Raw genomic sequence first — 22,925 nt, forward strand, 5'->3', positions numbered from 1 at the left:
AAAACAAACACCTTAGCGATTTGATGCTAACGTGTTTGTTTGTGCTTTACATTCCTTGAATCAAGGGTTCGTTTACGTCTTGCGCAAATTCAACACTTTCATGGAATTGATTAGTGTAAAGTAAGTAATACCGTCCTTTTTGCTTCATCAGTTCTTGATGAGATCCATCTTCTAAGATGCGTCCTTTATCAATGACTAAGATGCGATCACAATTCACAATCGTAGATAATCGATGGGCAACAATAAAACTTGTCTTCCCTTCCATAAGGCCTTCAATGGCGTCTTGAATGATCATTTCTGTTTCCGTATCAATGGATGAAGTTGCTTCATCAAGGACAAAGATGGATGGATTTGAAAGGACCGCACGTGCGAAGGAAATGAGTTGCTTTTGACCCGTTGATAAGCGGCCGCCACCTTCACCAACTTCACTGTCAAACCCTTTATCCATACTCATGATGAAATCATAAGCATGAACGGTTTTCGCAGCGTCTATAATTTCTTCACGCGTTGCATCAAGGCGGCCAAAACGAATGTTTTCATAGATACTTCCAGAGAATAGATGGGGTGCTTGAAGCACATATCCAATCTTTGAATGCAACCATCCAATGGAACGTTCACGGTAATCTTTACCATCAAAAAGGACTTCGCCAGATACCGGTTCATAGAATCGGCATAAAAGGTTTACTAAGGTGCTCTTTCCACTTCCTGTTTCACCTACTAAGGCAATACTTTGTCCAGCTTTTACACTGAGGTTAAAGTGTGTTAAGACCGGCTCATCAGGGTTATAGTGGAAGGTTACATCTTTAAACTCAACATCACCTACAATGGGTTCATAGGCTTCTTCTTTAGGATTGAGAAGGGTTCCATATTTTTCAATGACTGCTTCTGAATCAACCAATGTGCTTTCAGTATTCAATAAGGATATAACGCGTTCTGCACTGGCTTGTGCCATTTGAATTTCCGCAAGCCATCCAGAAAGCATAAAGACTGGATCCATAAATTGACGTGCGTATTGTAAGAACATCACTAAGGTTCCAAATTGAATGGCATTCATAAGGGCTTGTTGGCCCCCTTGCCATAGCAGTAATGCTGTACTGATGGATCCTAAACTGAGGATAATTGGGAAAAAGAGTGCATTGAAATAGGCAGCTTTCACAGATTTTGTGCGCATGTTCCCTGTAAGTTTTCTAAAAGATTCATCATGACTTTGTTCAAGACTGAGTGTTTTGGTCGTTTTTGCTCCCGATATCCCTTCAGAGAACCCACTGGTAATTTGTGAGTTAATCTTTCGAACATCACGGTATTGCACTAAGATTTTTCGTTGAAACCAAAGGGCAATTACAAGCATCACTGGGAAGACAGCAAGGGCCATCAGACCCAATTTCCAGTTGATACTCAACATCACAATCCCCACTAAGGTAATCATGATGATGCCATAAAAGATATCCAAAAGTCCCCAAGATACAATTTCTGCCAAGCGTGAGATATCACTGGTCATACGCGCAATAATCCATCCCGATGGTGTTTTATCAAAGTATGAGAATGGCAGGGTTTGCAGTTTCTCAAAAGCCAGTTTACGAATGTCATAAGAAAAGGCGTTTTCGATTTTACCACCCATACGAATAAACCCATATACACCAATGGTAATTGCGACAATCAAACTCACATATAGCAGTGCAAAGACTTGCAACGACATTCCTGTATGGTCCCCTTCAACCATAACAAAGTTATTAATCGCATATTGGTTCATCATTGGAAAGACGACATCACAGATTGTGACGACGATGTTGAATCCAATGAGTCCATAGACAAATTTCTTGTGTTTAAATAAAAGTTTAAAGATTTGTTTCCACAGCGTGATGTCTATTTTTTTGGATTCAAATTCTTCTTCTTTGAATTGATTTTCTTGCATGTTACGCCTCCTCTCCATAGATATTTTGGATTTTCGCAGTGGATTGATACAAGCCTTCTTGAGCCATCAATTCATCATGCGTTCCGATTTGTTCTATTTTACCATTTTTTAAGACAATAATTTTATCCGCATCCATCGCCGATGCAACACGATGGGTCACAATTAATGTGGTCGCATCGCTCAAGGTTTTCAGGTGCTCACGGATGTTCTTGTCTGTTTGTGTATCCACCGCAGACAATGAATCATCAAAGATTAAGATTGGGTGTGATTTAATCACGGTACGTGCAATCGCAATCCGTTGTTTTTGTCCACCCGATAAGGTGACCCCTTTTTCACCCACAATTGTGTTATACCCTAAATCAAATTGATCGATAACATGGTGCATTTCAGAGCGACGTGCTGCTTCATAGACTTCGTCATCACTTGCGACAGGATGGGCAATTCGAATGTTCTCAATGATGTTTCGTGAGAATAAGAACGGTTCTTGAAGGACAATTCCGATGTTTGCTCGTAAGTGTTCACGGTTCATTGATTTCAGCGAATGACCCCCGATGGTGATGTCCCCACTGTTGTAATCATATAGACGGGTAAGTAGGTACATCAGTGAACTCTTACCACTTCCAGTAGGTCCCATAATTGCGACTGTTTCATGTTTGCCAATGGTAAAGCTGAGGCCTTCGAGTACGGGTGTTGTGCCATCATCGTATTGGAAGACGACATCATCAAAGACAATATCGCCATCAATGGTTGGCGAGTCACCTGAAACAAGATCCTCTTGTTTTACATCAAAGATTTCCTCAAGACGATTAATCGCAATGGTAACTTTCCCCATATCAGAAAGTGCGCGTCCAAAGCTTCGTACATGCCATAGTACCGTTGAAATATAGGTGATGAAGACAAAGAACTGACCCACTGATAGGTTTCCTTTTAGGGATTCCTGTATCCCTAATACGATAATAATTAAGATTGTTATAAAGCAAATAGCATCAGAGATTGCCCAATAATAAGCGAGTTGATGGTTAACATTTAAACTCAATGCGCGAAATTTCGCGTTCTTTGATTCAAAGCGTTCCAGTTCATAAAGTTCGCGGTTAAATGCTTTCACAACACGAACCCCGTGAAGGTTTTCTTGAATGCTGGATGACATTTCCGCTTCCGCTTCATCAGCTTTCTTGAATTCTTTTTGCATGCGTTTAAAGAAAACCCAAGATACAATCAAGATGATTGGCAATACCACAAGTACAATGCTTGCGAGAAAGGCATTCATTGAGAATAAGATGGACACCGATGCGATTGCAATTACGGTTGTAAAGACAATCTCACGGATTTGATTGGTTAAGAATTTACGCACCTGATCCACATCACTAGTTGAACGTTGGATTAAGTCTCCACTTTGTGCTTTCACATGATAGCCATATGGCAGTCTTTGAATGTGTGCATAGAGTTCATTTCGAAGGTTTTCAGTAAATCCTTCTGAGTAATCTGCAAGGGCACGGCCACGAATCCATACGTTAAGCGATTGTATAATGGCAGATACCATGATACACACAGCACTAATCCATAGATTATCGCGCAAGAAATCACGGCCTCCAAAAAAGGTCATGACCGTGGTTTGCCACCCCGATGGTACAGCTTTTGAATCAATGACATAGTCAATAAAGAAGCTGATGATAAGGGGCGAAACTAAGTTAAAGAGTGCGTGCAACCCTGTACAAGCAACCACGACCCATATAAGATGTCGATATTTGCCCAAATATCGCATCACAAATTTTATGTATTTCATACGTTCCTCCAATAAAAAAAGACACACAAACGTGGTCTTGCAACGGTATTATAATTAATCCATCAAAAACGACGCTATTTTTTTGCTTCGTTTAATAAACAAGACGAAGCCATATAAGTTACTGTAAATTGTGCATTTAAATTTAACATCATCTTGTTCTCCTCTCTTAAGTTAACAACCAACTCAATCTTAGCACTATTCACCCCATGAATCAATAACTTTTTGGGATTTTATGTGAAAACAGTAACAAATTCATAAATTATTTCGTAAAATAAACCATTTTTCTGATATTTTATTGAGGTGATGCTGTGTGAAATGTCTTTGGATTTAAGTATAATAGAAGTAATGTACCCGTTATTGAAAGGAATGATCCGATGAATCCACTCACACTTTACCTTCTTGTGATATCCTGTATCTCAAGTATTGTGACCCTGTATGACAAATCACAAGCAATCCATAAACGATGGCGCATTAAGGAGTCCACCCTTTTTATGTTGGCGGTGTTTGGTGGGGCATTGGCGATGATTCTTACAATGTTAGTCATTCGCCATAAAACAAAACACAAACGGTTTATGCTTGGGTTACCACTCATAATTTTTGCACAATGTGCGCTCTTAATATGGGCTTATTGTTAATGGGAACGCTTAATTTATATTAACAAAAAAAATAGATGGATGCACTTGTGTTATTTCGTGTTATAATTGCCATCATAAGGGGGGTACTTTATATGCATAAATGTCCTCGTTGTGGATCTCTACTTACTTTAGGATACATCAACAATCGCAGTGCTATCTTATCATGGTCTGACACAAATCGATGTGACACCGTGAGTGCAACATGGAATCTTGAAAAAGACCAAATCCGTTTAGCACGATTTGATCATGATCATGGTTGGTCTATTCCAGCATCATGTTGTGAACACTGTAAGATGTTGTTTGTTGAATATGATGAAAAAGCATATCTTAGTAAAAAACAGTGACCATTAGCGTACACAAGAATCTGAAATCACACCTGTGGTTTCAGATTTTTAATATCGTTTAAGAAGTCATCCCTATAACTACTTTCTTAAAAAAAGAAGTACCCCTGAATCAAATCAAATGACCCAATCTTAACTTGAACATCGTTTGCATGATAGCTCAATCCCTGGATTTGATGTATCCAACAATCCCTTGACACTTCGGTTTAAGTTTTCCAATCATGACATATTTTAATGGAAATCTTAAAAACCCTTCAAATTCATAACTCTGCTTGGGATTTTTTAATACCTATCATTTTTAAATCTCCGCCTGAAGTGAGTATCACAAGTGCAAAAACTAAAGGCATGAAATACAAATGTTTATAAGTTCTTTGAAACCTGCTTCGTTTCGTTTTGACATCACTGAGGAAACTTATGGGTATACGCCTACCTTCCTTTTTTGAAAAACCCATTCGTTTAGTGACAAAGCCTTCGACTTCATGATACTTATCACCCATTTTAAAGATATGGTTTACTGGTTCAAATCCAAAGGTTATAATAGATGTATGATCCAAACATACATCATAAACAAAGCTGAAGATTATGTCGAAGACCATCTTCAAGAAAAAATAACGCTTGATGATATTGCGAATCACATCGGTGTTTCTAAGTATCATTTTCACCGTCTCTTTAAACAAGCCACCAATGAGACACTGCATGCATTCATATCGCGTATAAAAATGGAGCGCTCTGCTCTTTTTCTTAAAGTAGATACACAATCCAGTCTTACAGATATTGCTTATGCCTATGGGTATTGTGATGCAAGCGCTTATATTCGTGCATTCAAAAAGCAGTTTCATATGACACCCTCTGAATTTAAAAACCGCAAGATTTCACAATCTTCTCATGGATCATTTCGATATACTTCAACTAGGAGGACATCATAATGAATGAACCACATATTCGAATCGAAGAAGACATCAGCCTTAAACTCATATACATTCGGTTTAAAGGCTCTTATGCAGCATTTCGTAAGCACTCACGCGCAATGTTTAACACATTATTTGAGTATGCAAAAAAACACGATCTAATTATTGAAGGTGAAACCAAGGTCTTAACCCTATATCATGATAATCCATTTATTACACACGGTGATAACCTTAGAACCAGTGTCGCAATGACGATACCTTCCACTGCAGTCATTGATGAAACAAATGAAATCTCAACACTGACATTATCGGGTAAGTTTTGCGTTGGAACTTTTGACTTAAAGCTCAATGAATATGGGCTTGCATGGAATACAATGATTGATATTTGGACTTCGTATCCAGTCCGTGATGCATTGCCTTTTGAGCTATATGTCACTGAGCCACCAAGAAACTTTAAAGGATCAAGTAGCGTTGACATCTATGTTCCGATTCAATAATGCAATAAATGCCAAGAAGATACACTCCTTGGCATTTTTTAATGTAAGTTGAAAAATAGACACTTAATTATTCTGTTACTGCATCAAAGATGTTCATAATTGTCTGTACATCATTGATCTTGGTACTCCCACTTTCTTGATCAATAATTGACGAGTAAACATGAGGAATGATCTTTGGAACCCCTGCATCAAGGGCAATTCTTAACACTTCCTCTAGGTTATCAAGGTCAAGACCGCCGGTAGGTTCAAGTGCAAACTTATGTTTAGCACAGGCTTCACATACTGCAATGTATTCATCTTTTGTGGACAAGCCTTTCATTGGGAAAAACTTGATCGAATTACCCCCCATATCTTGGATCATAGCGATTGCGGTCTCAATACATACAATGGCTGGTTTTTGAGCACGCGATGCATTCGCTCCCGTTGAGATGATAACTTTCCCAGGTGTTCCACTGGGTGACACAAGTGCATTGATGTGTGCATGTTCATTGATGCACGTAGCACGTGTTGCACTTACGGATGTAAAGACTTGGTTAATATGCGTTGCAGGAACATGTGCTCCAATACGCCATACCATGTCTGCTTGTTTTGGATTTCCCCCACCCAATCCAATGGATACGTTGTTGTTGATGACATCACAGTATTGAAGCATATCATTAACCGCTTCTTCAATACTGTCATAGTTTGAGGATAATACCCCAACACACACATGGCCATCACAGGCTTCATAGATTGCTTTGGCATTTTCAACTGAATTGGCCAAGACGTTTAAACAGAGTTTATTTTTATAAAACTTCAACATCACTCAAAACCTCCTTGATTCGTTTAATGATAATATCTAAGTCATTTTTATGCTGAAGGGGTCTTGGATCAAAACTGATCATCCCCTGATTTGCATCATAATTACGTGTGAAGATTTGTGGTGTTCCTTTTTCGAGACGATGGATTATTTCGTGTGCACTTATTCCTAAGATTTGTGCATCAAAGTGAACTTTAGCCCGATATATGTCCCGTCCTGATTCGTCTTTGATTTTTTGCGCATAAACACCGTTGATGGTATTCAGTGTCTCAATGAATGGATCCAAATCATCATAAGATACCTCAAAGTTTTGTGATGAAGTGGTATATTCATAGGCTGCTTGAATCAATCCAAAGATGTTTTCTTTACCAATCTTCATCCCACGTCCAACACCATAGATGTGTTTTCTTAGGTTGATTGCATCATCCTGTGATTGAACCAACACAAAACCTGAAGTGGGTCCCATCAATGCCTTTGAGCCACTATAGATGACATAGTCAATCCCCATTTTCGTAAATGATGTGAAGTCAATTTCCGCTGCACAATCTAGAATTAATGGTTTTTTAAACTGTCGTGCGATGTCAAGCATTTCCTCAAGAGATAGCATATCTTTTTGGACACAGTGTGAGCTTTTTACATACATCAGTGCCGCTGTTTTTTTATTGATACACAGCTCAACATCGCGTTGTGTACACTTATTTGCATAACCTGCTTCAATAACACAACCCCCGCCTGTTTCTATCATGGTTTGTATTGGCGCGCCAAAGTCAACGTTGTGTCCTTTTGGAAGCACGATTTCATGTGGATAATCCTGCATGCTGGAATCGTGAATCTTTTGAATTTGTGCGTCATGATCTTTACATAAAACCGCCGCTACACTTAAACTGATCCCTGCGGATGCACTTGAGGTAATAACTGCATCGGGTGCATCAAAGAGTGATGCCAAGGTTTCGCCGGAAATTTTGTATAGATCATCCATTAAAAAGTAGTTTGAAGCGCCATAGTTCATGGCGTCTTTCACACCGTGTGATTGTGTTGAGACTCCTAATTTTGTCATCCGTCCGGATGCATTAATGCACCCATTTATCTTGTCCATTAGATAGACCATTAGTGTACCTCCGTATATACTCCTGAAATCATACAACCTTTTGGTGTAATTTGTTTGTGGATTTGGATGGATTCATTGTTGGAATCGACTGCAGTTGTATCTACAGTTTCCACTTCAAAGAATGTTAGGTGTGCTTTCACACCGTCTTTTAGCATTCCAAACCCTTTAAGTTTCGCATTATTTGCAGCACCCAATGTCACAAGATGAACCACATTCTCAAGACTATAGCCCATATTTAGAAACTTCGTCATAACACCTGCTAAAGAACCGACCGGTGTTTCAACATTGTACTTATGAATGTCTGTGCTAATGCTATCGGGTTCAAAATTATTGGACATGGCTTGTTTCGCAATCGTGAAACTAAAGCTATCTTGACCGTGTCCAACATCGTATAGAACCCCTTCTTTGCGTTTATCAAGCACAAGGTCCTTGATATGCAAACCATCCAAGATATTGTTTGGTTTGCCATGGAAGCAATGGGTTAACACATCGTCTTCACGCATTTGTTTGAGCACCTCATGAATGGTAGGTGGGTTGTTTCCAAAGTGAACCATAATGGGACGATTGGTTGTGTTTGACACTGTGTGCGCCTTAAGAAATGGTGTCACAGTATCTTCGCCCATTACACTACCGGATGCTCGTACTTTGATGCCCACTACAAAATCATCATAGGCTTGAATCTTCGCAATTGTCGCATCAATATCTACATTGTCAGGATCCTTCAGTTCAAAACGATCAATGAGTCCTGATTTCGCAATGTTGATCCATGCTTTCACAATTGTTTGTTTGTCTTTTACTTGATTGTAGAATGTATCAATTGTATCCGATCCACTGGATCCTGCATCAATGACACAAACGACACCTGTTTTTACTCCGATACGGTCTGCTTCCACTCCTAAGTCTGTCGTATCTTGGAAACAATGCACATGGATATCAATCCAACCAGGGCTGACATAGCCCCCTTTTGCATCGATCACTGTGTCGAAATCTGTACATGGTTCTTGTGTGATGGATTCAATGACATCATCCTTCACAAGTATGTTTACTTGACACTTATGAAGTGGATGTGTTTGATCCACAAGAACACAGTTTGTGATGAGTGTGCGCATTAGCTTACAACAGGGAGTGGAATACCAACGAGTACATTGAATGCAGCCATAATAATCGCACCTAAGATTGCACCCCCAACAATTGGTTTGTGAATCTTATAGAAGACCAGTGAACCAATGACAGAGCCAATCCCAATAAATGGTCCATAGGCAACTGCACTCAGGATTACAAGAGGCCCTAATGCGTCTCCGGTTTTATTTCCAGCACCGATCATGATTGAAGTTGCTGTTCCTAAGGAGTTTGTGGGTGTAAACTTACGAATCAAAATAATGAGTGCACCAATACTCCCGCCAATCACAAACCCAGATAAGATTGCGAGGATAAAACTATCAATTAAAAATCCCATATTAGAAGTCAGTAAGATTGCTGGAATCCCAACACCAATACCGGTCATTAAGGATCCCCCAATATCTAAAATTCCGACAAGTGGCCCTTCAAGAATGCGGGCAATCAGAAATGCAGAAGAGAATGCGAGTGCAGCATCATAGGCACCTGTACTCTTTCCTTGATCTAAAAACTCCGCAATATAGATCTCGTTTGTGAGTCCTACGCCATGTGTTAAATACATACTTGTAGCCCCAACAACACCAGCTGATGCCAGTGCGAGCAGTAAAATAAAGGCGATATCTTTTTCTAAGAATGCTTCAAATTTTTCTTTCATACAGTGGGTCTCCTTTCTTAAAATAGACCAAGAATTGTCTTATGGAAGCCACGGAAGTACGCAATCATACAAATCATAATCACGATAACTGCAAGCATGAGTCTGAATGATTTGTCTTTCGTTCCTTTTTCTTGCGCTAAGGTTCCTGCAAGAATTCCAAAGATTATACCCGGTAGAGAGTTTCCAGATATCATCTGCATAACACCTGCAAGGACAAGTGCATAAGCACCAACAGTTTGTCCAGCATCAAGTGCTGCCCATAGAAAGATCAGTGGCATCACGATGTTAATCATGTTGGTGGATGCAGGGGCCAAAATATTCCCCGCTACTTCCGCAATATTCTTGGGTACAAGACCTGATGCAGTTGTTAAGAAAACAAAGACACTGGCACCAATTATTGCACCAACAATAAGATTTGAACTGATGGTTTTCGTGTAGTCCTTTTTCTTATTTAAGTTGATAACAGCTGCAGTCCAGTTTGGAATCACACGGTGTAAGATATCTTGTGTTAATGCCCCTGTTCCGATTGCTGAAGCAGCAGAAGTAATAAAGAATCCAAGACCAAAGGAGAAGTGTGAAACAGAGTCTCCATTACATGCATTCATTTCTCCTAATGTTCTAAATGCTCCCATCCCTTGTATTTCAGGGGCTCTAAACATACGTGCAGCACCCGCAGCGATTGCGCCACCTGATAGTGCACCGACGATAATTGCTTTTATAATAATTTCAAACTCTATCATTTACTCGCCTCCTATATTTAAGTATTTGACTGTTAAGTGAATGTTCAATTCAAGTGCGTATGAATCCACAATCCGTTTAAAAAAGAAATATAAGAACGCTTCCTTCGCTTGCGTTTTTTGAATGTTCTTAACTTCAATTGCATCAGCACTCACACTGATAATTGGATCTTTAATCAGCGTTTGCAGTTCAAGGCGCATTGACTTAAACGCATCTTCAACAGCACTGTGTTGGGATGCTCCATGTCCTTTGACATGCATCACTAAGTGATCTTCAACAAGATGATTATGAGTCATTTCGTTTGATCCAAGCTTTCGCTAAATCACTTCCTAAAGATTCAGTATCCATAAATCCAAAGCCCAATACTTCGACGCCTTCATTGATTGCGGTAACGCCTGCTTCATTGGTTCTTAAGTGATGTTTTGCTTTGTAACCATATTTGTTACTTGCAGTAATTGCTCCAGCTCCCCCTGACCCACAAAATGAGATACCAAAGTCAGCGTTGTGTTCCTTCATTGCATCGCCAAGCTTCATGTCTGCTGCCATTCCTTCAACTACAATAGCAGTTCCCCCAGCATCTTCAATGCCTTTGGCAGTATTTTGACCTTTTCCCATACGGTGTCCAATAACTACGATTGGTCGTTTCATTTGTCCACCTCCTTTCTATTTTTCGCAAAGTAAATCGCAAATAAATACGTTTCAAAATCTGTAATATCATAGTCCTTAAGCAGTTTGTGTGTCTTAAATAATTCTTTTGACACATCAATACACTCCTGAGGAATTTCTCCTGTATCTTCAAACTCAAGATCATTTTGTGCGTGATTGTATACACGCTCTACAAGTGATAAATAATGATTCCAAAACAAGATATCATCGAGGATTTCTTGATTGAAGTTCAAGGTTTCAATTGCATCTTCCATCGTTTTGATTTCTTGATGCAAGGTGTCAATATTCGCGAAATATTGTCTTAACTCTTCGTGTAAGGTCTGTTTCATTGTCCGTCTTTCCTTTCAATAATATAATCAAAAAAACTCATTCGTTCTTGGATATTTAAAAGCACGCCCAGTTCTTGTTCAATCAAATCAAAGACTTGTTCAAATTGAATATAGACAACGTTGTGATTGGTTTCAATGTCATCCAGTGCTTTCATAACAAACGCGTCATGGACTTCTTTTGATTCGATCCAACGGGGTATAGCGAGGATACAGTGAATTAAGATGCCCAGTATTTTTTGATCGTTGACTCCATATTTTTCATCCAATGACATTAATACATCCAAAATATTCAAGATTACCGATGAGAGTTTTTCAACGCTGATATAGGTATTTGCATTGGAAGCTTGAAATTGCTTCTCAAGAAATTCGCCCAAGCTTTGTTTGGATGTATTTGGCATCACACGCGATACAATGCCATAATTCAATAGGCGTTGAATTTGCTCGATATCTTTAATATTTAAGAGCTGGGTTACATGAATCACCGGAATCGAAATGTCTTTGACAGGAATGGTAGAGATGATAAAGTCAGCATCTTGATACCGTTTCTTATTCAACATTTGATTGATGGTTAAGGTTCCCAAAACTTCAATTTGGGGAAATACATGCTTAATCCGTGTTTCAAGAAGTTTGGATACCCCTCGACTTGAAGCACAGGCAACATACACCTTTGGATGGTTTAATTCCGGTTTTTTCAACCAGTTCTTGTAAAGATAAATTGCGATAAAACTGAGTTCATCTTCACTGACTGCATACGCATAGGGTGATTTTTGAATCACGTTTTCATTAATCCGTTTTGCCAGTTCAAATTGTTCTGCATGCTGTTGTTTAACTTGGTTAAGCAGTGGATTAAAGTCTTTGGCTAATACGACGCGCTGTCTTTTGATTGAACCGTTGATATGCTTGCGCAAGTCATCAGCAAGCGGTAGTGGGTCAATTGGATAATTATGGTGGATCAGATACTCAATAATCTCATCCACTAAGATATGACTCACATGCGACGTATTCCCTTCTTCACTAATTACCACAATCCCCTCATCAACAAGAAACGAAATAAACCCCCATACTTCTGATTCCTCATGACATGTCGTAAATAAGTGTTCAAAAAGAAACTCACAATAGTGACGTTCTGATTTAAATGCAACGTGATCGAATGTTTGTGAACCGTTATCTCTAAATCCTAAATTGATCCGAATCTCAAGTGTTATAATTGCTGAGATTAGTTTCATAAATGAGTGTTGGCTTAGCCACACATGAAATTGATGATTCACACGGTCTAGGATTAAAATAATCACTTTGAATCGCTCTGGGCTGACTTGTTGTTTAATCTGCTTTGGCAACACATCATAATAGTCCAAAAGATTGTAGTGCGTGCTGATGGTTTCCATGATCTTCTCAGTCATCAAGATGCGCAGTTGATGTTCCAATCCCACAATCATATATCCCATATTACTGGCCTCAATCACACACCCTGATGCCTTAATGTCTTCATTAATCTCATGGACACATTTTGAGGTTGATGATTCACTGATGTATACACTGTGAGCAAGTTGGGTTAAACTTAGGGGTCTTCGCTGAACAAGTAAGGTTAATATAATCGTATTTTTACGAAAGGTTCGCTCATCAATTTCTTCTTCGGATAGGTCAAAAGCGAAGATTGAAGAGAGTTTTGACTTGTCACGGTTTAACACCGTATACCCAACCCCACTTTTCACAATCAGTTCAACATCAATTTCAGCCAAGATCTCTTTAACTTGTGCCATATCATATCGAATCGTACGAAGGCTCACATTCAATGACGAACACAACATTTCAGTACTGATCGGTGTGACTGAATAGTAGAGCTTCTTAATAATGTTCATATGTCTTTTCTTGATGGTGCGCATACAGATTACCTCTTCTATAGTGTATCAACCCAAACATTACGTGCATTTCTTTAGTTTGCACTTTACTAAATATAAGGTGCAAAAATTCTTTGAATTGATGCATTTTTTAAATTCTTACATCATTTATGGTGACATTATACCAACCACACAGTAAGAATATAATGATAAAAATAGTTAGGGTAAAAGGTGCATTTATAGAGAATTAAATCAAATGTATGATTGGCTTTTATTTAAGCATATTCAGTGCGTTTTCAACGCCTTGATTCAATGAATCTGTTGTGTAATTCTAATAATTTATGGGTAAAACCTGGTCTTATAAGCAAAATAAAAACAGATGTTTTTTTATAACATCTGCCAATTTTTTTAGATTTCATAGAATGTCTTGAATGGTTTGCATGCATTATGTTGACTTTATCTATGATTACGCTAAAAATACCAAATCATGCCATTCATCATCCCCTACTATGTGAGGTTAAACTAATTCAATGATATCCATAAACGGTGAGTCATCAAAGGATACTTGAGCCTGTTTTTGAACAAGGCGAAACGTATGGGTTTCAAGATGATGTTGAATCCGATGAAAGAGCCAAACATCACGAATTCCTGGCATTTCATTTCCAATTATGCGACCTATCAATTCTGCAATCGCAAACGGTCCTTCTGGTGTCCATTTATCAATTAAAAAATCATAGAAATCATCCCTTACAGACATCAACATCCCATTGATAATCACTCTGAGGTTCGCATTTTCAGCTGCGAGTGTTTCCCACTGTTGCGCCATGACTTCTTTTGTCGATTCATTCAGTATTTCAGTGTGTCCGATCATATCATCAATTGATTCAACATTCACTTCGCGCCATGAACCATACGTAACATTATATTTTACATTGGTTTCAAGTCGATTAACTCTGAGTGTGTAGGATTGGTTTTGTAATACATAACAAAGATGATACAGACCACACCAAGTTTCTGGCGTATTATCCACCCATACTTGTAAGAGATCGTGCTGTCGGATGTGTTTGAAGAGTTTTTCTCGCCCCTTAATGCGATCTGAAAACATTGCCTCTACATCTTCATCAGTGAATGAATAAATTGAAAAGAGTTCTTTGAGGCTATTGAGTCGTTGGTTTGAATCAAATGTTTCGCTAATATCGCCTAAGTCTAAGAAATGTCCCAGTCCAATAATGTTCTCTGGATCTTTATTTGCATTTCGTGTTTTTATGGCAAGCGAAGCATGAAAACTATCATTAAATACAATATCTAACATGTCCACCCCTCCTTTGTCTCATTATATCATATGAGCACACGCAATATAATAGGAGCTTAACAATCCGTTAAGCCCTTACAGGTTATGAGCACAAGTGATCCAACAAAAAAAGGGTGAGCCCCTTTTTTTCGTTTCTAGTTTAGAATGTATTGTGCTACAAAATCAGCAAACCCATCTTCTTCGTTGGTAAGTTGAGTAATGTAGTCGGCGATTGCTTTTGTATCATCCGTTCCATTTTTTAAACACACTCCAATACCACTGGCTTCTAGCATATCGTTGTCATTCGATGTATCTCCAAAGGCAGCAACGTGTTCGATTGCAATCCCGCGCATCTCGCAAAATTTATGCAGTGCATAAGCTTTTGAGACTTTTCGATTAGCAAACTCAATCAGTGTTGGTTGTGTTTTGAATGCTTTATAGTGTTCAAGATTCAAGGCTTCAAAGTGTGCTTCAACTTCTGCCATTTTGTTTTCATCCAGTCTAAACATGACTTTTCCATTATCTTCTTCATACAGTTCAGAAATATCTTCGACAACAATCACATCTTTATGAGCATGTTGAGCAGACTTACTGATTTGTAAATTATCCTCAACACATTTAATCACACCGTGTGAATAAATATATGGTTCTTGACTGAATGGTTTCATGAGATCAATGATTTCCTTGATCCATTCTTTTTTTAAAATGTAGTAATCGTATTGTTTTTGTGTTTGTAAATCAAAGAGTTCTGCTCCGTTCATGCCGATATAGCAATCTGCTTCAAATCCTAAATCCCAATTGTGAACCGTTCTTGATACCTCATCAACGGGTCTTCCTGAGGCAATACCAAATAAAATCCCCTGCTTATTCATTGCTTGGAGTATTTCCTTTGTTTTCGGGGTTAAATCACGTGCTTCATTAACGATTGTTCCGTCAATATCAGCAATTATAAACTTTACTTCTGTGAGTCGTTCCATCAACTTAAATCCTTTCTTGCGTGTCTTTATTGTCTTTATTTTACCACATTCAAAACAAATCAAAGATTATCTGAAAATAAGTATCATCACGAATCAAAAGTTGGTGGATTTTATGGGTTTTTACCTTTCGAATTTGTATAAAAACCGTCTATATCAAAAAGAAATCAGCAAAATATGGTATTAATTTTCATGGTAATCTCAAATGAAGACCGTGTGTTTATTAGATAAGATTATGGTTCATACAGTATTGGTAAATACCCTCTTGATCGACCGGTTCACATACATCATCTGCGATGGCTTTAACATTATCCGTAGCATTACCCATCGCAACACCGACCCCAACTGCTTGGAGCATTTCTACATCGTTGGTACCATCACCAAAGGCCATTGATTCCTGGGTTGTTAGGTTAAAATAGTTCAATATTTCGCGAACACCCACTGCTTTACTGCCACCCTTAGGAATGACATCTACTGCACAATCCCACCATGCAGTAATTTGAGCTCCCTCTACGTCTTTGAGTAAATCATCGTATTGGTGTGGATCTAGTCCTAACATAATTTGATAGATGTCTTCTTGGATCATTGCATCAAAATCCTCAGCGATATCAACGGTTTGTTCTGATATTGCATAGTAGTCAATCAGCGCTTGGTCACGGCCATTTGCTCCACTTTTATGGATAGTCGCAACTGAAACGGGGCGATTAATTGCCTGAGCATTCTCTACAATTTTTAAAACATCTGTTTTTGGAATGGGTTGATGGTATATGATGTCAGTTTCTGTTGAACAATATGACCCATTGAACGTGAGATAAGCATCAAATTGGATATTATCAAAACGTGGTACTTTAGATAACGGTCTTCCCGTTGCGATGCATAGTTTGATTCCATTGGCTTGAAGTTTTAATAGTGCCTCTTCTGTTTTTGGTGACATTGTTTTTGTATGGATGTCGATTAATGTCCCATCGACATCAAAAAAGATAATTTTTATGTTCTGCATAATACCCTGTACACATATATTAATCCATGTGTCCTTTCATTTATCCATTATATCATTGTTGCATGCAATATTTTTTAATCGCTTCAACTTGGTCCATTGTTTCAGTGTAACCAACGTCATAGAGTGCTTTAAGTTTTTGATTGTTGGTTTCAAACCGAGATACTTCAACGGGTTTTGAAGGTGCAATGATATACACATCATCATGAGCTTGATCATTTTTGAGTTTATCACGAACCGTATTATATGCTTGATAGCGTGAGTTTATGGTATCCATCAGGTGTGGGTATCCATGATAAAAAAGTTTCGTGATGGCTTTCTCTGCGTGTGATGGTGCTTTCTTATGATAGGTTTCATCTTGTGTAAGCACCACAACAATGCGATCATACCCCAGTTCGCGCGCTCTGATGTAAGGAATTGGATCACCAATTCCGCCGTCTAAATAAAGATGATTTCCAATTGGAACCATCTTAGATAGATAAGGGACACTTGCAGTTGCGACAATACGATCAAATGCTTCGCGTGTTGGCTTCGCATGATATTCTGGCTTGCCTGTGTGTGTATTTGTAATGACACAATCAAACTGTGCATCACTGGTAATATATGCATCATAATCGAGTGGATATTTTGCTTCAACTGCTTGACTCATGAGAAATCCAATATTGAAGTATGACTTGTTTTTTAATAGACTTGAAAAGCCTCGGTATCGTTTATCATGGAGAAATTCTTGATTTAAACGTACCGTTCGACCGTGTTGTTTTGAAAGATAACTGATGGCACATAATGCACCACCTGATACACCACATACATAATCAAACTCAATATTTGCTTCAAGGAGCGCATCTAAAACGCCCATTGTATAAAAGGTTCTCAGTGCACCACCTTCAAGCACTAATGCTGTTTTACTCATAGTTTCTCCATCTAAATTCTTTGTTTATATCCATTATTATACCATGCATACAGCATTCTTTTATGCGTTATTGTTTAGCCAATTGAGTGCTGTTTGAGTATAGGTGAGAATTCCATACGCAATGGCATCTTCATCAAGGGTTACGGATGGATGGTGTAATGGATAATCGTTTTCAGTGCGGGCATCACTTGCGACAATCATGACACTTGTTACTGGGATTTCATGACTGATATAAGCGAAATCTTCAGATCCCATCACGGGGATTTCTGGACGCTGTGGTGCGATGACCCCTGTATCACCTACGATGGGTTTTAGGGCTTGATACGCACAATCACTGACAACCTTGGATGATTTGAGATAAGGTGCTCCGACTGGGAATGTAATTTCTGCTGTGCATCGGTATGCTTTCGCAATATGGTCTGCAATTTCAACGATCCGTTCTTTGATAAAGGATCTATGTTTTTCATTATAGGTTCGAATGGTTCCTCCCAAGGTTACATCATCATTGATGACATTGGATGTTTGAGGGCCATTTAGTGCACCGACAGTAAGTGAGACCAGTGCATTGGGTGGAAGTTCACGTGATTGGATGGTTTGAAGTGTTTGCAGGATTGCGGTTGCGGGAAGGAGTGGGTCCATCCCTAAATAAGGAGATGATCCATGGCCACCTTTGCCTTGAATTTTTATATCAAACCAATCCACCGATGCCATACAAGGACCATGTGGCATGAACACAAGGGTTCCAATATCTAGTGGAACACCCGTCATTACATGAACCATCATGCCTGCATCCGGTGTTGGATTTTGAAGCACGCCATGTTCAATCATATCTTTTGCGCCTTGCATTGTTTCTTCACCAGGTTGGAACATGAGTTTAATGGTTCCATTGATTTCATCCTCATGATTTTTAAAGTATTGTGCTGCACCTAAAAGCATGGTTGTATGCATATCATGACCACATGCATGCATGCGTCCGTCAATCTTCGACTTAAATTCCAAGTTTGTATTTTCTATAATCGGTAAAGCATCCATATCTGCACGCAGTAAAAATACGGGAGTTTTTTTATTTCCAATGGTTGTACAGAGTCCCGCATGTCCAATGTGTGTGACATCATAACCCATTTCAGTGAGTTTTTGTGCGACATAATCACGTGTGTTTAAACACTCAAGACCTAATTCAGGGTTTTCGTGAAGATGTCTTCGACATGGTATTAACGTTTTCGCAATTTCCTTTACTTCATTCATTATGATTGTATTCATATGTTTTGTGTATATAAATGTGGTTTATTGCTTTTATATACATCCCCTTTCTATGGTATTATTTTATCATTTATTGGTCGTTAGGATTTTGTATTTTTTTTATTGATTGTTGCATAAATAATATATGAACGTGCTATTTTGGCCGTTTTTATTGATGGAAATCTTTTCTGAAATGTTGCCATTTATTATTTCCATTGAACATAAGAACAAATATATGCTACTATTTATTTAAAGGTGAACACGTTAATCTATTTAAAACGTGCATATATCACCACTATTATAGGATAGCATTTAAAAATAACTGATATTTCAATGATTCATATTGTTCTCATACCACAGTTTAAACACATGAAATATTCAGTGTTTAAGCGTGATGATTTATTTAATATTTTTTAAGGGGGGACGCTATGCCTGGTTTCATTTATAAGCTTCAAAATGTTTTACTTACGTCTGCGAATATCAGCAATTCTGATTCGCAAATTGCTCGTCTGATTCTACAAAATCCACAGCTTGCGCATAAAAATGTAACACTAAATGAACTTGCGAAAGCGTGTTATACATCAGTATCCAGTATCAGTCGTTTTGCGACCAATCTTGGTTATGATAGTTTCAATGATATGAAAGCAGATTTTACCGGTATTGAATCGGAGTATTATGAACTTCAAATCGATAATTCATTCTTACAAAATCATTCCGTAAAGGAGTATAAAGCACGGATTATTCATTCTTTTGATTCAATGAACGAGATTGATTTAAAAAAACATGCGACATGGCTTGCGGAATTCATTTACGAATATGACACAATCTTTTTGTTTGCGACACATATTACCAGTAATCTCGTAACGATTCTTCACCGGGCTGTTTTGGCTACGGGTAAGTATATTGAATTTGTGCAAGATAAACACAGCCAAATGCTTTTGGCTGAAAAAGCGTCACCATCCGATGCGTTTATCATTGTTTCTCTTGACGGTACTTTAGCAATGGCACAGGAAATCATCATCCCAATTATCATTTCTAAAGCGAAACGCATTCTTATAACACAAAACATTAATTTAAAGTTCTCGGATAATTTCGACTTTATTATTCCACTTGGGACGAAGTCGGATAACTTTACTGCAAAGTATAAGTTAATGTTATTTATTGATTATTTTATATCTGTGTATTTTGAATATGCGAATGCTCAAAAAAATATCAGTGAGCATAAATAAAAACGCGTCATGATGCTTACGTTTTGGATCATGACGCTTCTTATTATTTTGATTGATTTTCAATGAATGATTTAAACCAAACACTGCTTTTTTTGGGTGTTCTTTTTTGAGTATCGAGATCAAGACTGATAAATCCATACCGATTTGTATAGCCATTAAGCCATGACCAACAATCCACAAAGGTCCATAAATGATATCCAAAGCAGTTGGATCCTTCTTGGATTCCACGATGAAGGACTTCAAGATGTTCTTGAATAAACTCAATGCGGTAATCATCTTGGATCATCCCAGCATCATCTTTAAATCGCGCTTCGTCTGCGACCCCCATGCCATTTTCAGATACATACCAAGGAATGTTTTGATAGTCATGTTTTAACATCATTGCGATATCGTATAAAGCTTCTGGGAAGATTTCCCAGCCACGATAAGGATTCATACGACGGTTTTCCCAAACAAATGGTACAAACAAATCATCCAGTGTTTGCATTGGAACGCGGGCTGTTTTTTGCGGTGCTTGAACACGCATTGGTTGGTAATAATTCACACCCAGAAATTCTGCTGTATTGGTTTTAATGATGTCCAAATCAGCCACATCTGTCTCAATGAGTAGTTCATGTGTCTTAAGCAGGTCAATGAGCTCTTGGGGAAAGATTCCTTTGACCATTGGGTCTAAGAATGAACGAACAATCAACAAGTGTGCTTTTTGACTTGCGATGACATCTTTTTCTTGGTTTGAACCACTGTATACAGGGGTTAAATTGAGCACGGTTCCTACTTTAATATCATTACGTACACCTTTCATTGCTCGAATTGCTTTTGCATGGGCTAAAATTGTATGATAGCCTGAAACAACCGCTTTACGAAGATCGTGAATTGCTGGATAGTGGTGTCCAGAAATATAACTGCACTCAACATGTACAAGTGGTTCATTAAAGGTTACCCAATGTTTTACCAGATCCCCAAAATGAAGGATGCATTGTCTTGCATATTCTTCAAAGTAAGTGGTAATTTGTGGATTGGTCCAGCCCCCTTTTTCCATCATCCACCATGGCATATCAAAGTGAAAAAGGTTGATGGTCGGTTCTATCCCATGTTCAATCAAAGTTTTAAAGTAATCACGATAAAATTGAACGGCTTCTTCGTTCACTGTTATACCATCGGGCATGAGTCTTGTCCAAGATATGGACGTGCGATATGAATTCAGATGCATGTCCTTCATTAATTGAATGTCTTCTTTATAACAGTTATATACATTTGATGTAGTTTCTGGCCCTACACCTGAGAATTTCTCAGGTTCAAGCTCAAACCATCGATCCCATGTGCTTTGTGATTTACCATGCGATGAGCTTTCGCCTTCTGTTTGAGGGGCTGATGCAGCTGTGCCCCACCAAAAGTTTTCAGGAAAGCGCAGTGTTTCAAAGGGTTTATGTGTCATTGATATACTCCAATCTTTTGGTTGTCACATTCATTATATTTGATTTGAATCAATCTTAAAAGGCTAAAAAGTAAAAGGGGCACATTCACACGTGAACACACCCCAATTGATAAGACAGGTTTAATTGTTTGAAGCTTCTTGTTCGATTTCCAACATATCTTGTTTATTTGCAACATATACAAATGGAAGATAGATACAAATCATCACAACTAAGTTAAATGCAGCGAGTAATCCGCCTCTCCAACTTGCAGTAGCAAGTAGCCCACCGATAACTGGCGGTGTTACCCAAGCAGTTACAACGGTACATACAGGTACAAGTCCTGAAGATGTTGCGAAGTATGCAATTGCAGCAAGAACAACTGGTCCAAATACATAAGGAATAAAGTAAATTGGATTTAAGACAATTGGAAGTCCAAATGTAAGGGGTTCGTTGATATTAAAGATACCAGGACCAATACTTAAACTTGCCATCGTCATCATCTTCTTATTCTTACGTCCAATGATAAACATTGCGATGAGTAAGGCGATTGTTGCGCCTGTACCACCCATATTTACAAATGAATCAAAGAATGGTTTATTTACAATATTTTCTGCTGCTTTTCCAGCTGCGATTGCGGCGTTATTTGCTTCAATTGCTGGAGCATTAATCAATTGCATCACTGGGTCGATCATATTCGCACCGTGAATACCAAAGAACCAAAGGAATGTTGGTACAACTGCTAGAATCAATGCAGCAGGTAGTGTTGAAGATAATCCCATGAATGGTTTTTGGAAGTTTTCATAGAATACTTCGACTACATTTGGAATTCCAACTCTTACAAGAATTGTTGTGATAAGACCAACTGCAACGATAACAAGCATCATTGGTATCATACTGTTAAATGAAGAAGCAACGCCTGCTGGAACACCCTCTGGCATAGTAATCTTCAACTTATCAATACTGCTGAGTACTTTGAGTAATTCAACAGAAAGTAATGCAACAATAATTGCGATAAATAGACCACTTGAACTTACACCAGCCATACCACCAATTGTTGCGAATGAAGCAAGTGAGGTAGCACCCGCTGTTTTCCCATTCATTCCATATGAAGTGCCTAGGTTATCACCAATTAGATATGCCATAAAGAGTGACATAATTCCAAAGGTTCCGTTCCAAACATTTCCGCCAAGATTTTTCCAAATATGAGACCCATCTTCGAGTGTATATGCGAAGATGCTATTCATAAGGTTTTGGAATGCTTCAATTGGTAAATTATTAATTGCTACAACGAGCGCTCCGATAATCATCAGTGGCATTATGGTCGTGAAGGCATCTCTTATGGCAAGCAAATGTCTTTGATTTCCTACCTTGTTCGCGATTGGAAGTAATGCATCTCCCATTTTATCCATAAAACTATTCATATTCTTTCTCCTTTTTCTCCTTAATAAGACTTCTCAATTCTTATTTTTGATTTCAATATATGCACATTTACCTACCCCCTTTTGTGTGCACTATATCGCTTACATACATATGGTATCTTTTTTA

At 38.4% G+C, this 22,925-nt stretch carries 23 protein-coding genes; 5 read left to right on the top strand and 18 right to left on the bottom strand.

The genetic code is table 11. From position 1 onward, the window contains the following. Window positions 1-46: 46 nt before the first annotated feature. A complete protein-coding gene (locus tag AOC36_RS07520) occupies window positions 47-1,912 on the bottom strand; it encodes an ABC transporter ATP-binding protein (protein WP_067632990.1) in 1,866 nt (621 codons plus the stop codon). Window position 1,913: 1 nt separating this feature from the next. Next, window positions 1,914-3,695, bottom strand: a complete 1,782-nt coding sequence (locus AOC36_RS07525) for an ABC transporter ATP-binding protein (protein WP_067632994.1) — start codon at window positions 3,693-3,695, stop codon at window positions 1,914-1,916. A gap of 374 nt (window positions 3,696-4,069) precedes the next feature. Between AOC36_RS07525 and AOC36_RS07530 the strand changes: the two genes are divergently transcribed. The 4 genes from AOC36_RS07530 to AOC36_RS07550 all read left to right on the top strand — a co-directional run bounded on the left by AOC36_RS07530 (window position 4,070) and on the right by AOC36_RS07550 (window position 6,076). Continuing rightward, a complete protein-coding gene (locus tag AOC36_RS07530) occupies window positions 4,070-4,330 on the top strand; it encodes a DUF1294 domain-containing protein (protein ID WP_067632995.1) in 261 nt (86 codons plus the stop codon). A 92-nt stretch (window positions 4,331-4,422) separates the two neighbouring features. Next, window positions 4,423-4,674 carry a PF20097 family protein gene (locus tag AOC36_RS07535; RefSeq protein WP_067632997.1) on the top strand — a complete coding sequence of 84 codons (252 nt, stop codon included), beginning with the start codon at window positions 4,423-4,425 and terminating at the stop codon, window positions 4,672-4,674. A gap of 542 nt (window positions 4,675-5,216) precedes the next feature. Further along, window positions 5,217-5,597 (top strand): AraC family transcriptional regulator, encoded by a 381-nt coding sequence (locus AOC36_RS07545; protein ID WP_198401164.1) that lies wholly within the window; start codon window positions 5,217-5,219, stop codon window positions 5,595-5,597. Beyond that, a complete protein-coding gene (locus AOC36_RS07550; RefSeq protein ID WP_067633001.1) occupies window positions 5,597-6,076 on the top strand; it encodes an AraC family transcriptional regulator in 480 nt (159 codons plus the stop codon). Before AOC36_RS07545 ends, AOC36_RS07550 begins: the two co-directional genes overlap by 1 nt. Window positions 6,077-6,143: 67 nt before the next feature. Here AOC36_RS07550 and dagF read toward each other — a convergent pair whose 3' ends face one another. The 14 genes from dagF to AOC36_RS07620 all read right to left on the bottom strand — a co-directional run bounded on the left by dagF (window position 6,144) and on the right by AOC36_RS07620 (window position 18,757). Further along, the gene (gene dagF / locus AOC36_RS07555) at window positions 6,144-6,878 is read right to left on the bottom strand and encodes a 2-dehydro-3-deoxy-phosphogluconate aldolase (protein WP_067633006.1); all 735 of its coding nucleotides are present in this window, start codon (window positions 6,876-6,878) and stop codon (window positions 6,144-6,146) included. Further along, window positions 6,862-7,983 (bottom strand): DgaE family pyridoxal phosphate-dependent ammonia lyase, encoded by a 1,122-nt coding sequence (locus AOC36_RS07560; RefSeq protein WP_067633008.1) that lies wholly within the window; start codon window positions 7,981-7,983, stop codon window positions 6,862-6,864. Before AOC36_RS07560 ends, dagF begins: the two co-directional genes overlap by 17 nt. Next, window positions 7,983-9,092, bottom strand: coding sequence for an amidohydrolase/deacetylase family metallohydrolase (locus AOC36_RS07565; RefSeq protein ID WP_067633011.1), 1,110 nt, complete (start codon window positions 9,090-9,092; stop codon window positions 7,983-7,985). The genes AOC36_RS07560 and AOC36_RS07565 overlap by 1 nt, the downstream gene beginning before the upstream one ends. Continuing rightward, window positions 9,092-9,754 carry a DUF4310 family protein gene (locus AOC36_RS07570; protein ID WP_067633014.1) on the bottom strand — a complete coding sequence of 221 codons (663 nt, stop codon included), beginning with the start codon at window positions 9,752-9,754 and terminating at the stop codon, window positions 9,092-9,094. Before AOC36_RS07570 ends, AOC36_RS07565 begins: the two co-directional genes overlap by 1 nt. Before the next feature lie 17 nt (window positions 9,755-9,771). Continuing rightward, a complete protein-coding gene (locus AOC36_RS07575; RefSeq protein WP_067633017.1) occupies window positions 9,772-10,494 on the bottom strand; it encodes a DUF4311 domain-containing protein in 723 nt (240 codons plus the stop codon). Further along, the gene (locus AOC36_RS07580) at window positions 10,495-10,788 is read right to left on the bottom strand and encodes a DUF4312 family protein (RefSeq protein ID WP_067633020.1); all 294 of its coding nucleotides are present in this window, start codon (window positions 10,786-10,788) and stop codon (window positions 10,495-10,497) included. Then, the gene (locus AOC36_RS07585) at window positions 10,778-11,140 is read right to left on the bottom strand and encodes an SFCGS family glycine-rich protein (protein WP_067633022.1); all 363 of its coding nucleotides are present in this window, start codon (window positions 11,138-11,140) and stop codon (window positions 10,778-10,780) included. Before AOC36_RS07585 ends, AOC36_RS07580 begins: the two co-directional genes overlap by 11 nt. Then, window positions 11,137-11,487 carry a hypothetical protein gene (locus AOC36_RS07590; RefSeq protein WP_067633024.1) on the bottom strand — a complete coding sequence of 117 codons (351 nt, stop codon included), beginning with the start codon at window positions 11,485-11,487 and terminating at the stop codon, window positions 11,137-11,139. Before AOC36_RS07590 ends, AOC36_RS07585 begins: the two co-directional genes overlap by 4 nt. Then, the gene (locus AOC36_RS07595; RefSeq protein ID WP_198401165.1) at window positions 11,484-13,346 is read right to left on the bottom strand and encodes a BglG family transcription antiterminator; all 1,863 of its coding nucleotides are present in this window, start codon (window positions 13,344-13,346) and stop codon (window positions 11,484-11,486) included. Before AOC36_RS07595 ends, AOC36_RS07590 begins: the two co-directional genes overlap by 4 nt. Window positions 13,347-13,842: 496 nt before the next feature. Beyond that, window positions 13,843-14,637 (bottom strand): DUF3658 domain-containing protein, encoded by a 795-nt coding sequence (locus AOC36_RS07600; protein WP_067633028.1) that lies wholly within the window; start codon window positions 14,635-14,637, stop codon window positions 13,843-13,845. A 134-nt stretch (window positions 14,638-14,771) separates the two neighbouring features. Next, a complete protein-coding gene (locus AOC36_RS07605) occupies window positions 14,772-15,593 on the bottom strand; it encodes a Cof-type HAD-IIB family hydrolase (RefSeq protein WP_067633030.1) in 822 nt (273 codons plus the stop codon). 220 nt (window positions 15,594-15,813) lie between these two features. Continuing rightward, window positions 15,814-16,590 carry a Cof-type HAD-IIB family hydrolase gene (locus AOC36_RS07610; protein ID WP_067633033.1) on the bottom strand — a complete coding sequence of 259 codons (777 nt, stop codon included), beginning with the start codon at window positions 16,588-16,590 and terminating at the stop codon, window positions 15,814-15,816. A 52-nt stretch (window positions 16,591-16,642) separates the two neighbouring features. Continuing rightward, window positions 16,643-17,497: a patatin-like phospholipase family protein gene (locus tag AOC36_RS07615; RefSeq protein WP_067633034.1), complete on the bottom strand. Its 855-nt coding sequence runs from the start codon at window positions 17,495-17,497 to the stop codon at window positions 16,643-16,645. 60 nt (window positions 17,498-17,557) lie between these two features. Continuing rightward, entirely contained in the window at window positions 17,558-18,757 is a 1,200-nt protein-coding gene (locus tag AOC36_RS07620) for a M20 metallopeptidase family protein (protein WP_078055116.1), read from the bottom strand. Window positions 18,758-19,164: 407 nt separating this feature from the next. Here AOC36_RS07620 and AOC36_RS07625 point away from each other — a divergent pair, with 407 nt between their 5' ends. After that, window positions 19,165-19,965 (top strand): MurR/RpiR family transcriptional regulator, encoded by an 801-nt coding sequence (locus AOC36_RS07625; protein ID WP_067633039.1) that lies wholly within the window; start codon window positions 19,165-19,167, stop codon window positions 19,963-19,965. A 43-nt stretch (window positions 19,966-20,008) separates the two neighbouring features. On the opposite strand, the gene AOC36_RS07630 is transcribed toward AOC36_RS07625, so the two are convergent. Beyond that, window positions 20,009-21,400, bottom strand: coding sequence for a glycoside hydrolase family 1 protein (locus AOC36_RS07630; protein WP_157777165.1), 1,392 nt, complete (start codon window positions 21,398-21,400; stop codon window positions 20,009-20,011). 120 nt (window positions 21,401-21,520) lie between these two features. Beyond that, a complete protein-coding gene (locus tag AOC36_RS07635; protein ID WP_067633045.1) occupies window positions 21,521-22,801 on the bottom strand; it encodes a PTS sugar transporter subunit IIC in 1,281 nt (426 codons plus the stop codon). Window positions 22,802-22,925 lie beyond the last annotated feature (124 nt).

The organism is Erysipelothrix larvae (assembly GCF_001545095.1).
GTDB lineage: Bacteria > Bacillota_I > Bacilli_A > Erysipelotrichales > Erysipelotrichaceae > Erysipelothrix > Erysipelothrix larvae.

Excerpts from the sequence above, each read along its gene's own strand:
- AOC36_RS07520 (WP_067632990.1), bottom strand. The coding sequence starts at position 1,912 with ATGCAAGAAAATCAATTCAAAGAAGAAGAATTTGAATCCAAAAAAATA.
- AOC36_RS07525 (WP_067632994.1), bottom strand. The coding sequence starts at position 3,695 with ATGAAATACATAAAATTTGTGATGCGATATTTGGGCAAATATCGACAT.
- AOC36_RS07530 (WP_067632995.1), top strand. The coding sequence starts at position 4,070 with ATGAATCCACTCACACTTTACCTTCTTGTGATATCCTGTATCTCAAGT.
- AOC36_RS07535 (WP_067632997.1), top strand. The coding sequence starts at position 4,423 with ATGCATAAATGTCCTCGTTGTGGATCTCTACTTACTTTAGGATACATC.
- AOC36_RS07545 (WP_198401164.1), top strand. The coding sequence starts at position 5,217 with ATGATCCAAACATACATCATAAACAAAGCTGAAGATTATGTCGAAGAC.
- AOC36_RS07550 (WP_067633001.1), top strand. The coding sequence starts at position 5,597 with ATGAATGAACCACATATTCGAATCGAAGAAGACATCAGCCTTAAACTC.
- dagF (WP_067633006.1), bottom strand. The coding sequence starts at position 6,878 with ATGTTGAAGTTTTATAAAAATAAACTCTGTTTAAACGTCTTGGCCAAT.
- AOC36_RS07560 (WP_067633008.1), bottom strand. The coding sequence starts at position 7,983 with ATGGTCTATCTAATGGACAAGATAAATGGGTGCATTAATGCATCCGGA.
- AOC36_RS07565 (WP_067633011.1), bottom strand. The coding sequence starts at position 9,092 with ATGCGCACACTCATCACAAACTGTGTTCTTGTGGATCAAACACATCCA.
- AOC36_RS07570 (WP_067633014.1), bottom strand. The coding sequence starts at position 9,754 with ATGAAAGAAAAATTTGAAGCATTCTTAGAAAAAGATATCGCCTTTATT.
- AOC36_RS07575 (WP_067633017.1), bottom strand. The coding sequence starts at position 10,494 with ATGATAGAGTTTGAAATTATTATAAAAGCAATTATCGTCGGTGCACTA.
- AOC36_RS07580 (WP_067633020.1), bottom strand. The coding sequence starts at position 10,788 with ATGACTCATAATCATCTTGTTGAAGATCACTTAGTGATGCATGTCAAA.
- AOC36_RS07585 (WP_067633022.1), bottom strand. The coding sequence starts at position 11,140 with ATGAAACGACCAATCGTAGTTATTGGACACCGTATGGGAAAAGGTCAA.
- AOC36_RS07590 (WP_067633024.1), bottom strand. The coding sequence starts at position 11,487 with ATGAAACAGACCTTACACGAAGAGTTAAGACAATATTTCGCGAATATT.
- AOC36_RS07595 (WP_198401165.1), bottom strand. The coding sequence starts at position 13,346 with ATGAACATTATTAAGAAGCTCTACTATTCAGTCACACCGATCAGTACT.
- AOC36_RS07600 (WP_067633028.1), bottom strand. The coding sequence starts at position 14,637 with ATGTTAGATATTGTATTTAATGATAGTTTTCATGCTTCGCTTGCCATA.
- AOC36_RS07605 (WP_067633030.1), bottom strand. The coding sequence starts at position 15,593 with ATGGAACGACTCACAGAAGTAAAGTTTATAATTGCTGATATTGACGGA.
- AOC36_RS07610 (WP_067633033.1), bottom strand. The coding sequence starts at position 16,590 with ATGCAGAACATAAAAATTATCTTTTTTGATGTCGATGGGACATTAATC.
- AOC36_RS07615 (WP_067633034.1), bottom strand. The coding sequence starts at position 17,497 with ATGAGTAAAACAGCATTAGTGCTTGAAGGTGGTGCACTGAGAACCTTT.
- AOC36_RS07620 (WP_078055116.1), bottom strand. The coding sequence starts at position 18,757 with ATGAATACAATCATAATGAATGAAGTAAAGGAAATTGCGAAAACGTTA.
- AOC36_RS07625 (WP_067633039.1), top strand. The coding sequence starts at position 19,165 with ATGCCTGGTTTCATTTATAAGCTTCAAAATGTTTTACTTACGTCTGCG.
- AOC36_RS07630 (WP_157777165.1), bottom strand. The coding sequence starts at position 21,400 with ATGACACATAAACCCTTTGAAACACTGCGCTTTCCTGAAAACTTTTGG.
- AOC36_RS07635 (WP_067633045.1), bottom strand. The coding sequence starts at position 22,801 with ATGAATAGTTTTATGGATAAAATGGGAGATGCATTACTTCCAATCGCG.